13 protein-coding genes are annotated in these 12,349 nt (G+C 42.0%); 9 read left to right on the top strand and 4 right to left on the bottom strand.

What is annotated here, in order from left to right; translation table 11 throughout:
• Positions 1 to 85 precede the first annotated feature (85 nt).
• From IEW69_RS10910 to IEW69_RS10870, 9 genes are all read left to right on the top strand, one after another.
• Positions 86 to 994 (top strand): histone deacetylase family protein, encoded by a 909-nt coding sequence (locus tag IEW69_RS10910; RefSeq protein ID WP_188626884.1) that lies wholly within the window; start codon positions 86 to 88, stop codon positions 992 to 994.
• Positions 991 to 2,823, top strand: coding sequence for a DNA topoisomerase III (gene topB / locus IEW69_RS10905; RefSeq protein ID WP_188626883.1), 1,833 nt, complete (start codon positions 991 to 993; stop codon positions 2,821 to 2,823). Before IEW69_RS10910 ends, topB begins: the two co-directional genes overlap by 4 nt.
• A gap of 56 nt (positions 2,824 to 2,879) precedes the next feature.
• The gene (locus IEW69_RS10900) at positions 2,880 to 3,251 is read left to right on the top strand and encodes a response regulator (RefSeq protein ID WP_188626882.1); all 372 of its coding nucleotides are present in this window, start codon (positions 2,880 to 2,882) and stop codon (positions 3,249 to 3,251) included.
• A gap of 63 nt (positions 3,252 to 3,314) precedes the next feature.
• On the top strand, positions 3,315 to 3,638 hold the full coding sequence (locus IEW69_RS10895; RefSeq protein ID WP_188626881.1) for a hypothetical protein: 324 nt from the start codon (positions 3,315 to 3,317) through the stop codon (positions 3,636 to 3,638).
• Positions 3,629 to 4,456, top strand: a complete 828-nt coding sequence (locus IEW69_RS10890) for a hypothetical protein (protein ID WP_188626880.1) — start codon at positions 3,629 to 3,631, stop codon at positions 4,454 to 4,456. Before IEW69_RS10895 ends, IEW69_RS10890 begins: the two co-directional genes overlap by 10 nt.
• Before the next feature lie 6 nt (positions 4,457 to 4,462).
• The gene (miaA, locus tag IEW69_RS10885; RefSeq protein ID WP_188626879.1) at positions 4,463 to 5,407 is read left to right on the top strand and encodes a tRNA (adenosine(37)-N6)-dimethylallyltransferase MiaA; all 945 of its coding nucleotides are present in this window, start codon (positions 4,463 to 4,465) and stop codon (positions 5,405 to 5,407) included.
• 120 nt (positions 5,408 to 5,527) lie between these two features.
• Complete coding sequence (locus tag IEW69_RS10880; RefSeq protein ID WP_188626878.1) at positions 5,528 to 6,064, top strand: hypothetical protein; 537 nt, start codon at positions 5,528 to 5,530, stop codon at positions 6,062 to 6,064.
• A gap of 202 nt (positions 6,065 to 6,266) precedes the next feature.
• Positions 6,267 to 6,797, top strand: a complete 531-nt coding sequence (locus IEW69_RS10875) for a DUF3347 domain-containing protein (RefSeq protein ID WP_188626877.1) — start codon at positions 6,267 to 6,269, stop codon at positions 6,795 to 6,797.
• A 107-nt stretch (positions 6,798 to 6,904) separates the two neighbouring features.
• A complete protein-coding gene (locus IEW69_RS10870; RefSeq protein ID WP_188626876.1) occupies positions 6,905 to 8,191 on the top strand; it encodes a citrate synthase in 1,287 nt (428 codons plus the stop codon).
• Between the two features lie 74 nt (positions 8,192 to 8,265).
• On the opposite strand, the gene IEW69_RS10865 is transcribed toward IEW69_RS10870, so the two are convergent.
• The 4 genes from IEW69_RS10865 to IEW69_RS10850 all read right to left on the bottom strand — a co-directional run bounded on the left by IEW69_RS10865 (position 8,266) and on the right by IEW69_RS10850 (position 12,343).
• The gene (locus tag IEW69_RS10865; RefSeq protein ID WP_188626875.1) at positions 8,266 to 9,318 is read right to left on the bottom strand and encodes a DUF3667 domain-containing protein; all 1,053 of its coding nucleotides are present in this window, start codon (positions 9,316 to 9,318) and stop codon (positions 8,266 to 8,268) included.
• A gap of 24 nt (positions 9,319 to 9,342) precedes the next feature.
• A complete protein-coding gene (locus IEW69_RS10860) occupies positions 9,343 to 10,608 on the bottom strand; it encodes a nucleoside permease (RefSeq protein ID WP_188626874.1) in 1,266 nt (421 codons plus the stop codon).
• Between the two features lie 104 nt (positions 10,609 to 10,712).
• Positions 10,713 to 11,330, bottom strand: a complete 618-nt coding sequence (locus tag IEW69_RS10855; RefSeq protein ID WP_188626873.1) for a bifunctional nuclease family protein — start codon at positions 11,328 to 11,330, stop codon at positions 10,713 to 10,715.
• Positions 11,331 to 11,368: 38 nt separating this feature from the next.
• A complete protein-coding gene (locus IEW69_RS10850; RefSeq protein ID WP_188626872.1) occupies positions 11,369 to 12,343 on the bottom strand; it encodes an electron transfer flavoprotein subunit alpha/FixB family protein in 975 nt (324 codons plus the stop codon).
• Positions 12,344 to 12,349: the final 6 nt, after the last annotated feature.

Here is a 12,349-nt window from a genome sequence, read left to right as displayed (position 1 = left end):
ATTGAGGCAGGTAATTAATTTTATCTGCCTTTATTTTTGACATTTGTAAATACCAACACTCAAGCATCTATCTTCAAAGCCAGGAATGATCAAAATAGCCTATTGCGACCTGTACGCTCATCCACTACCAGAAGGTCACCGCTTCCCCATGTTAAAATATGAACTCATTCCTGAGCAGCTCCTGCACATCGGTAAGATTTCTCGGGATCAGCTTTTTTGCCCGGACCCTGTCGCTGAAGATATCATTCTGCTCACGCATGATCGTCATTACTGGGAACAGCTGCGTGACTTAACTTTGCCTCATAAAGATCAACGCAGGATTGGTTTTCCACTCAATGAACAACTCGTAGAACGTGAAATAAGAATCGCACAGGGCACAATAGAGGGCGCCTTGTATGCACAGGACTTTGGAATTGCTTTTAACGTTGCTGGCGGTACGCACCATGCTGGTCGGAACTGGGGAGAAGGATTTTGTATGTTAAATGACCAGGCTATTGCGGCCAATTACCTGCTAAATAAGCAAATACATGACCGCATATTAATAATTGATTTAGATGTTCATCAAGGGAATGGAACGGCAGAAATCTTCCAGAATGAACCCCGGGTATTTACCTTTTCCATGCACGGCGACAAAAATTTTCCATTTCGAAAAGAAGCGTCAGACCTGGATCTACCGCTAGAAAACGACTTGGACGGTGAGCGCTACCTTCGACTTCTGAAAAGAACCTTGCCAGGTATTGTCGAAAGTTTTAAACCACAATTTGTGTTTTATCTCGCAGGCGTAGATGTATTGAGTTCAGATAAGCTGGGAAAATTAAAACTCTCAAAATCAGACGCACTCGAAAGAGACAAGTTTGTATTTGAGCTATGCAAAAGCAAAAACCTACCAGTACAAGTGAGTATGGGTGGCGGCTATTCTGCGGGTATAAAAGATATTGTTGACGCGCATTGTAATACTTTTATAGCAGGAATTGATATTTTTGAGCAATTATGAAAATCGTTATTGCGGAAAAGCCATCTGTAGCAAGGGAGTTGGCAAAGGTCTTTGGAGCTACAACAAAAAAAGATGGCTATATAGAAGGTAAGGGTTATTCTTTCACCTGGGCCTTTGGGCATTTACTACAGCTCGCCCCACCTCAGGAATATGGATTTATCGGTTGGAGAAGACAACACCTGCCAATGTTGCCTAAGAAATTCAAACTGTCCGTTCGTAAAGTGAAGACCAAGGACGGGTTTATTGAGGATCCATCTGTGAGAAAACAGCTTGACATTATCAAAAAGCTATTTGATGAAGCTACGGAAATCATTGTAGCTACGGATGCCGGGCGTGAAGGGGAGTTGATCTTCAGATATATATATTACTACCTTAAGTGCAAGAAGCCTTTCAAAAGGCTCTGGATTTCATCGCAAACAGATGAAGCCATTAAGGAAGGATTTCGCAATTTAAAACCTGGTACAGATTACGATACACTATTCAACTCGGCACACTGCCGTTCTGAATCTGATTGGCTTGTGGGCATGAATGCTACCCAGGCATTAAGTATCGCTGCCGGAAATCGTACGGTGCTGTCGCTGGGGCGGGTGCAAACGCCAACCCTTGCCATGATCTGCTCGAGATTTATTGAAACAAAGAACTTTGTACCTAAACTGTTCTATCAGCTCAGCATACTGTTAGATAAAGATGGTCAGCAGTTTAAGGCATTGTCCATTGCAAATTTCGACAAAAAGGAAGATGCGCAGGTTTTGTTCGACAAGATACAGGATGTCAGTGCTGGCTTCCCTACAGGCGGCCTGATTAAAGATGTCGAATCTAAACCTAGAAAAGAACCACCACCCTTATTACATGATTTAAGTAGCATACAACAGGAAGCCAATAAGAAGAAGGGTTACACAGCCGATCAAACACTGAGTATTCTTCAAAGTTTATATGAAGGCAAACTGATTTCTTATCCACGTACGGGTAGTCGATACATCGGAGATGATGTCTTCGCAGGTATTCCCAAGCTGATAGATCAACTTCGTAACCATCCCGAATTCGGAAAAAGTGCCGAATTCCTCACAACCGTTCCATTAAACAAGCGGAGCGTAAATGCGAAAAAGGTTACTGATCACCATGCAATATTGCCGACAGGAGAACCCCCATATCATTTAAGCAGTGAGAAGCAGGCAATCTATGACATGATCGTAGCACGAATGCTTGAGGCGTTCCATAAAGAATGTGTGAAGGAGCTTACGAAGATTACTATCGAGTCTGGCTCAACGTTCATTGCAAATGGTACAGTTATCCGCTCAGCCGGGTGGCGATCGGTACTAAACGATCCCGAAGATGACAATAAAGGTGAGGAAAGTCTTTCCTTACCAAAGGTAAAAAAAGAGGAATCATTACCCATATTGGAGAAAGCACTGGTTGAGAAACAAACAAAACCAAAACCGCTCTATAATGAAGCATCACTGCTAAAGGCGCTCGAGACCTCAGGAAAAGAGATTGAAGATGAAGAATTGCGATACGCGATGAAGGATAGTGGGCTTGGAACGCCAGCGACGCGAGCTTCAATTATTGAAACTTTAATTACAAGAGAATACATCAAGCGGGAGAAGAGGAATCTGATCCCAACGGACAAAGGCCTTGCGGTTTATGAAGTGGTCAAGGACCAGGCGATTGCCCAGGCGGAGCTTACCGGTCAGTGGGAAAAGCGGCTTGAAGAGATTCGGTCAGGTGCCTCCGTTTCTGAATTTAAGGAAGAGATAACGGCATACACGCGGACCATCACAACCCAGTTACTTGGCTGTGGTGTAAGCATCGCAGAAAAGGCTACTGTTTAGAAAACGCAGCCATGGTGTGGTTTTTGTTGCCTTGGCAAGTTCACAATTGGACTTGAATGGAGAAATTAAAAAGGGTAATGATTGCTGATGATGATCATGCAATTGTAGATGCCGTTATGGCAATGCTCGAGTTTGGAGGATATGATGTAGGCTTCACCTATAATGGCGCGACCATCCTGGAGATGAAAGAGGACTTGCCAGATTTAATCCTGCTCGATATATGGATGTCGGGTACAGATGGTCGGGATGTCTGTAAACTTTTGAAGCAGCAGGAATCAACAAAAAACATTCCTGTGATCATGATCTCCGCAAGCACTGATCTTGAAAAATCAGCAAAGGACGCAGGGGCAAATTATTCCCTCGAGAAGCCCTTCGATATGGATGAGTTGTTTGAAAAAATAGATAAACATCTCAATCCAGTGTCCTGAGATAGCCCACAGTAAACAATTGGAAAACTTCTATGTTTATGAATAAACATAAATCAGCATAGCATGAAAACAGATTATATCGAAATATTTCAGACCATCAGAGCAGAATTACAACCTTATGCTGCCCTTGGATTTACCAACAGAACAAACAGTGAGTCGGAATACGACTTGTGGAGTGAGAAGAACATCAAGGAAGACAACGTTATCGAGCGGTTTTTCGCAAGTATCAAAATCGAGGAAGATCATGTATGTTTCCGCTATTCTACCATAACCGGTGACGATCAGCTTCAGGAACGCATAACCAAGCTGGATGATGTGTCTAAAATGAAAATTGATGATATTCTTTCTGCTACATACAAGACATTTAAAGAAACTGAGTGGGTATAACTCCGGAGTGGATTGGCGATCTAAGACTGCGTCTGGCTGAAAAAGGAATTACAGTAACACGGATTTCAAGTGAGTTATTCTTTTTACTTCAGGTTGAGCAATCCAAAATAGTCATTAATTGCCTACCGCTTTCTACTAAATCAACGATCCAACAGGTAGTTGCTAAACAGCATGAACTACTCGGAAAGAGTCTCCATTTGATAAATCTTTGGGAAGATGTCTGGGACAACAGGCCAATTCAGGTGTTAAACCGACTACTCTCCCTTACAGGAAAAAACCTTCGGCTGCATGGTCGAAAGACAAGAGTTATATCTTTAAACAAAGAACAGGCGGATAATTTTTTATTCGCCTTTCACATTCAGGGCCCAGCCCTCGCCCGTCATAAGCTGGGTTTGATGTATGAGGATGAACTTGTAGCTGTGGCAACCTTTAGCGGTACACGGCTGATGAAACGACAAGGGGAGGGCTATCGCTCAGCGGAACTTATTCGCTTTGCTACAAAGCCTGGGGTAACGGTTACCGGTGGCCTGACAAAGTTGATTAAACACTTTGCCAATCAGGTCCAAACGAATGACATCATGAGTTATGCTGACCGGGACTGGTCTACTGGAGATGGATATAAAGCTGCAGGCTTCACTTTACATAGCGCAGTGCCACCGGCCTACCTTTGGCTGGATACCTCGACGAGCAAACGGTACTTCGAACACCGGCTCCCAAATGCGCTCAACATCACCGTTGCTACAGGGGAGAACCAGGATGATGTGAGATTCATCAGGCTCTTCAATACAGGCAGTCTCAAATACATACTATATTTGTAAACTCATATGCCTGCACAATACGCATCAAATCCACTTCTTGTTGTTCTCGGACCCACAGCCTCTGGTAAGACACGGCTCGCCGTTTCCCTGGCCGGGACGCTCGGTGCCGAAATCATCAGTGCGGATAGCCGTCAGGTTTTCCGTGGAATGGACATTGGTACGGGTAAAGATCTTACAGAATACAACTATAAAGGGCAGGAGATTCGATATCACCTGATTGATATAAAAAGGGCAGGTGAGCGTTATAATGTAGACGCATTTAAAAAGGATTTCTACAAGGTTTACACTGAGCTTTCCGAAAAAGGTGTTCTGCCCATCCTGTGTGGGGGCACAGGAATGTATATGCATAGTTTGCTACAGCATCAGCCATTTACGGCAGTGCCGGTAAACCAACGGCTCCGTGAGGAACTTTCAGGCACGCCCATTCCAGCTTTAATTGCACGCCTAGAACAACTTCCTGAAAGCTTAAGGGCACATGCAGACCGTTCTACAGCAAAGCGATTGATACGGGCAATTGAAATTGGAACTTTCTTATCATCAAATAAGCTCGAAACTGTGGAACCACCAGCATTCAGTTCGTTCGTCGTAGGTTTGGTTGACGATGTGCAAATTAGGCGCAAGAAGATTGAGCTGCGCCTTGAGCGAAGGCTTAAAGAGGGGATGATAGATGAAGTTGAAGAGTTGCTTCGCGCGGGGGTATCTCCAGAAATGTTAATCTTTTATGGCTTGGAATACAAAATCATTGTTTCTTATTTACAACAGAAAATCTCGTTGATGGAAATGAGGACCCAGCTTTTCAACGGAATTTGCCAGTTTGCAAAACGACAGATGACCTTTTTCAGAAAGATGGAGAAAGATGGGGTTAATATACATTGGTATCAGGCAGATATAGACCCGCAGATTTTAAAAGAACAGGTGCTTGCTGATTTCAGGAAAGAATTTCCCACTTAAATCAGTGCTTTTAGGGTATCGCAATCACTGTTTTGCCTTTCAATGGCATGCCTTTTGATTATGCGGTGTTGTCAGACAACAATAAGTTTAATGACGAATGATTAAACTAAATAATTAAAAATGAAAAAATTTACTAAAATTCTAGCTTCTGCAGCAGCTGTAGTTGCTTTATTCTTCAGTACAAATGCAAATGCACAAACTCCAAACTTTGGTATTGGTGCAAACATAGGGGTACCTACAAATGATGACTTCCATAGCCTTACCTTAGGTGTAGATGCTCGTATCCAATTTAATGTTGTTAAACAATTGTCGGTACCAGTTACAGTTGGTTACACACACTTTATAGGTAAAGATTATGACGTTGCCGGTGTTAACGTAGAAGCGCCTGATTACGGATTCATTCCGGTAAAAGCTGGTCTTAAGTATTTCTTTAGTCCAACTGGATCAGGATTATATGCACTTGGTGAAGTTGGTGCGGCATTTGGTGTTTCTGAATTCTCTAAAACCGGTTTTATTTATTCTCCAGCACTTGGTTATTCATGGAGCAGTGGCTTAGACCTTGGCGTTAAGTATGAAGGCATCTCAAAAGGTGTCAAATACACTAATGACAACATGGGTCACGTAGCACTTCGTGTTGCTTACGGTTTCAAGTTGTAATACCTGATAAAACAAAAAACCCCATCTGCATTTCAGATGGGGTTTTTTGTTTTACGACTTTTTCAATCGATTATAATTTGAATTACATAAGTTCAAAAACCAAAGTGGATTTTTGTTCAATCTTTCCAAATTTAAAATTTAAGTGCTAATTTGACCATTGTAGAGCTCGTGCTCTATTTGCAGAAGATATAAACAGAAAAGAATGAAAAATTACGCCGGAGTTGTGCTCATATTCGTATTAGCTGCTTGCTCCAATGCACAAAATCCAAAGGAGACTAGTGAACCTAAAAAGGTCCAGGCTGCAACAACAAACACCGCTGTTGAACTTGAAAATCCAAAACTCCAATCCATCTACAACAACTATGTCGTATTAAAGGATGCCCTTGTGGCCTCTGATTATGAGCCAGCAAAACAGGCTGCATCCGCCCTGGAAAAGCAGTTAGCTGGCTATGAGGGCTGTGAAAATACCTCCTTAATTGCTAAGAAAATCTCAGCATCCAAAGACCTTGCTGCGCAGCGCAAAGAATTTACATACCTCAGCTCTGATGTGATTGCTTTATTTAACCATGCAACGATCAAAAAAGGAACAATTTATGTCGAGCATTGCCCAATGGCGAATAAAGGAGATGGTGGATCCTGGCTTTCATCTGAGAAGAAAATTCAAAACCCTTATTATGGTGATGAGATGATGGAATGTGGTACAGTCACCGATGAGTTCAAAGTCAGCATCTAATCAGGAAAGTTGAATTAATTAACGGCTTTTTAAAATTATTTAAACAGCTTTGTTGGTAGTCTGCTGTGATAACAAGATTTAATTACGTTTAATAATAAATATATAATATGTCAGATATCGTAGAAATAAAGATTGATGGGAAGGCTTATGAGTTTCCTGTTATAACAGGTTCAGAGGGGGAAAAGGCTATAGATATTTCTAAGCTTAGAGACTTAACTGGTCACATTACCTTAGATTTTGGATATAAGAACACCGGATCCACTAAAAGTGCTATAACCTTTCTAGATGGCGAGCAAGGAATTTTGAAATACCGTGGGTACGGAATTGAGGAGCTGGCTCAAAAGTCAACCTTTTTAGAAGTAGCTTACCTGTTAATATATGGTGATCTACCTACCGCTGATCAACTATCAGATTTCCAAACCAGCATCAGTCGTCATACCCTTATCCATGAGGATATGAAGAAGTTTTTAGATGGTTATCCTTCTAAATCTCACCCGATGGCGCAGCTGTCATCCCTGGTTTGCTCACTCTCTACTTTCTACCCGGAGTCTTTAAATGCAAATTCATCTCCGGAAACCATGGATCTAACCATGATCAAGCTTCTGGCGAAATTCCCAACGATTGTTGCTTTCATTTACAAGAAGTCACTAGGACATCCGCTTATTTACCCTAAGAACAAGTATGACTACGTAAGTAATTTCATACACATGATTTTCGGGCAGCGTACAGAGGAAGTGGAAATTGATCCAGTTGTTGTTGCGGCCATGAACACGCTATTAATTTTACATGCTGATCACGAACAGAACTGTTCGGCATCTACAGTAAGAATGGTAGGTTCTTCTGATTGCAACCTTTACGCGTCTGTATCAGCAGGTATTGGTGCCTTATGGGGTCCTTTACATGGTGGGGCTAATCAAGCTGTAATTGAGATGCTTGAGAAGATTAAAGAAGATGGCGGCGATACTGAAAAATGGATCAATAAAGCAAAGGACAAGAATGATTCTTTCCGCATGATGGGCTTTGGGCACCGTGTTTACAAAAACTTTGATCCACGAGCTAAAATCATCAAGAAAGCCTGCGATGACATTCTTTCGAAATTAGGCATAAATGATCCAGTATTGGAAATTGCGAAGAAGCTTGAAGAGGCTGCTTTGAACGATCCATATTTTGTGGAGCGTAAGCTTTATCCTAACGTAGACTTCTACTCTGGGATCATCTATCGTGCACTTGGCTTCCCTACCGACATGTTCACCGTTCTATTTGCACTAGGCCGTCTTCCAGGATGGATTGCGCAATGGAAAGAAATGCACGAGAATAAAGAGCCTATTGGTCGTCCTAGACAAATCTATGTTGGTCACAAAGACAGAACTTTCACCGATATCTCTGAGCGCTAACGCTTAGCTCAATATAACAGAAAAGCCCGCTAAATTCGTTTAGCGGGCTTTTCTGTTATATATGATATAATGGTCTACAACATAACCATGGTTACTGCAATTACGATTATTGAACATACCGTAAATACCATTAAGTAACCGAACATGAGGAACGCAAACTTAGCTATGGTGATCGACCTGCGGCTGCCATAGAAGGTTCGTAATGACCTGTAAATGTACCAGAGTGCATAGATGAACCAGGCAAAGGCTAGCAGGTCAGAGATGTCATAGAACAGTTTGAAGAACCATGTTATCGCTGATAGTAGGAGTAAGCTTAAGAATAATGCAGAATGAACGTGGAAGGAATAGATAAGGTGTTCATAATAGTATTTCTTTGATCTATAGTAAACGACTTTAAGGGTGAGCGCAAATAGTGGTAGCAGCAGGAACATCATTTTAGGGACATTGTGTTTTACATCCTCTTTAATCTTCTCACCAACGTCAGGATATTTTCGAAGCTCAAAGTTCTTCCTTACAATGTAGTGCTTCAAGAAATTGTCACGTTCGGACTTCGGTAGCATTTTCTGTCGATGCTCATAAGCAGTGAGGCTTGTATCCCGACCATCCAGCCACTTACTATTAATCGTGAAGTTATTTTCCTGTCCTTCTTCATTTGAAAACTTTTTAATCGCAACTTTCAGCAAGCTATCACGTTCCTCCTGACTTAATTTTGGATTCTGAAGCTCTTTCTTCAGACGCTCCACTTTCACGTCTATTGATGTTATTTCAGCCGATTTTGAAGTTTCAACTGTATCCTTTTCTTCATGGCTGGATTTTGAACTGCCGAGCATAAAGAGAAAGAACACAATGCTGATGAAGATGTATAACCTGATTGGATGGATGAAGGCTACACGTTTTCCCGCGACGTAAACTTTAGTCAGGTAGCCAGGCTGGAACAAGAGCGGCTTTATTGTTCCGAAAAATTTAGAGTCAAAGTGAAAGTAATCTGCAACAGCATGGGAGATCATATGAATCGCATCTTCTTTAATTTCAATGTTCTCCTGACCACAATGTGTGCAGAAATGTTCTTCTACGTGATGACCGCAGTTGAGGCAATCATGCGCTTTTCTATAGTTACCGCTCGACATTCTAAATGTTCTTCATGATTTAAATTAATGTTCCATCGCCTTGATTGCGGAATCTTCTGCCGCAGTATGCTTGTATTTAAAAACGAAAGGGAAAGTTACAGCAAGTACCAGGGTGTAAGCCGCGAACGTGATCCAAATGTTCGTCCAGTCTTTACTTTGATCAGCATAGGTGAAGAAGTGTTCTATGATCCATCCACTTGCAAAACTTCCGAACAATGCACCAAATCCATTCACCATCATCATGAAAAGCCCTTGTGCACTTCCACGCATCTTAGCATCAACCCGGGTTTCGACGAATAAAGATCCAGAGATGTTAAAGAAGTCGAAAGCCATACCATAGATGATACAAGAAAGGATGATCATCCATAGTCCGCCAGCAGGGTCTGCATAGGCAAACAAACCAAATCTAAGTACCCATGCAAGCATACTGAAAAGCATTACATACTTAATCCCAAATTTCCGGAGGAAAAAAGGTATGGCAAGAATGAATAAGGTTTCAGAGATCTGTGAAATTGACATGATGATAGCCGGATATTTCACGGCGAGTAAATCAGCGTATGCTGGCACATTCTTGAAATCGTGAAGAAAAGTATCTCCGTACGCATTCGTAAGCTGAAGCGCGGCGCCAAGCAGCATGGAATACAAGAAGAATATGGCAAAGTTTCCTTGTTTAAAGAGGGAGAATGCACGCAGACCAAGCGCATCCACAAAGGATTGTGTATCTGTGTTCTTCGCAAGCGGTGGACACTTGGGTAGGGTGAATGCATAGATACCTAAAAATAGGGATACCGCTGAAGCGATGTAAAACTGGTTTGAAGATGCCTCATTGCCGGTTAAGCTCACCACCCAAAGCGCAGCAATGAACCCGATTGTGCCCCAGATCCGTATCGGAGGATAATCTTTAATCACATCTTTGTTGTTGTTCTTGAGTGCGGTGTATGCAACTGTGATTGAGAGCGATAGGGTGGGCATATAGAAGATCATATTTAGCAATATGACCCAGAAAAATGTTGTTGGATTGTCGACCAGGGGAAGGCTAAACAGCACTATTGATCCCAGGATGTGCATCATGCCTAAAAGCTTTTCCGCATTGATCCAACGGTCGGATACTATTCCTGCAAGTGCAGGCATGAATATCGATGCGATACCCATTGTTGAGAAGATAACCCCAAACTCTGAACCAGACCATTGTTTATTTTGAAACCAGTATACACCAATTGTAATAAGCCACGAACCCCAAATAAAGAATTGTAGAAAATTCATTAGGGTCAGGCGGAACTTAACGTTCATAGTAACAGTTTAGTTGAAATTTTATGTGTTGAATATAGAAAAATTTAAGTCCTAAGCCAATTCTGGGCTGAAAACAAGACTTATGTTCAAGCTTTATTTGCGCCTTATTGGCTCGCATTCCTTTTGTTTATTTCATCGCGTAGTCGTGCGGCCAACTCATAGGCCTCATCAGCAATGGCTTGCTGAAGCTTCGATTGAAGATCTTCAAGTGTGTAGGATTTGTAAGAAGTACCAGGTATAGACGTGTTGATGTCCTCTGAACCTTGTTCTTTAGAAATGTTGTCGATATTTTCGAGAAAAAGAAATTCTTCTCCTTCTATAAGTATCCCAGCAGATGATAGGATAAACTCATAGGTATAAATGTTTGCATTGAAACGGACTGCTAAGGCAATAGCATCGGATGTTCTTGCATCTAGTTCCTGTACAACGTTACCATCAAAACAAATGATTTTTGCAAAGAATACACCTTCAACCAGGTTGTATATCAGTACTTCACGGATTTCGACGTTGTAGGCAAGTGCGAAAGTTTTAAATAGATCGTGGGTGAGCGGGCGGGTAGGGGTCATCTTTTCCATTTCAATGGCGATTGCCTGCGCTTCAAATGCCCCGATGATGATGGGAAGACGACGTCGTCCATTTACCTCTCCCAGCACAAGTGCATAGGCTCCAGACTGTGTCTGGCTGTAGGATAGTCCAACGATATCAAGTTTTACTTTTTTCATGATCAAGAATATCTGGCCGGCAAAGCCGGCCAGATATATTACCCTTTATGTGCTTTTAATGCTTCGATTAACTTCGGTACCACTTCAAAAGCGTCACCAACAATTCCATAATCAGCGACCTTAAAGAATGGTGCCTCAGGATCTTTGTTAATAACGACAATAACCTTTGAAGAACTAATGCCTGCAAGGTGCTGGATTGCACCAGATATCCCAATGGCAATGTACAGATTAGGACTTACTGTAATGCCTGTTTGACCAACGTGTTCTGAATGTGGTCTCCAGTCTGCATCAGATACTGGTTTAGAGCATGCGGTTGCTGCACCTAAAAGTGATGCAAGCTCTTCAACCATACCCCAGTTTTCTGGACCCTTCAAGCCACGTCCAGCAGAAACCACGATTTCCGCGTCTGGAAGTGAAACCTTATCTGTTGCTCTGATGATTTCTTTAACCACAGCAGCGAAGTCACTTGCTTTATCAGCTGGAGTAAAGTCTTCTACTGAAATCTCAGATCCAGCAGATTCCTTCACGCCAAAAGCATTCGGGTTCAGAGCAATAACCTTGTTTTCAGCTGTGATTTCCGTTATTGCAAATGCCTTTCCAGAGAAGGCCGTTTTTTTAACGCTGAATTTTCCGCCTTCAACAACGGGCAATTCAATTGCACCATCTACAAATCCCGCTTTCAACTTAACAGCAACTCTTGGGCCTAAGCCTTTGCCTGAAAACGAGTTTGATAGCACAACAATATTTGCGTTTTCTGCATTAGCAGCTTCCGCAATTACAGATGCATAAGCCTGGTTAACAAAATTCTTAAGTTGTTCATTGTTAACGGAAAGAACTTTAGAAGCACCGTATTTTCCAAGTGCACTCAATTCTGTTGCTTCAACTGCTCCAATAGAAATGGCTGTTAAATTTGTATTATTTTGTTCCGCAATGGCTTTAGCATAAGATACTGCTTCATAAACAGATTTCTTAAACTTCCCATCGGCGTGTTCTACGTAGACTAAAACTGACATATATCG

Origin of the sequence: Pedobacter quisquiliarum (assembly GCF_014642175.1) — a bacterium.
GTDB lineage: Bacteria > Bacteroidota > Bacteroidia > Sphingobacteriales > Sphingobacteriaceae > Pedobacter > Pedobacter quisquiliarum.
The sequence above is the reverse complement of the archived record's forward strand: the minus strand, read 5'-3'. Positions and strand labels throughout refer to the sequence as shown.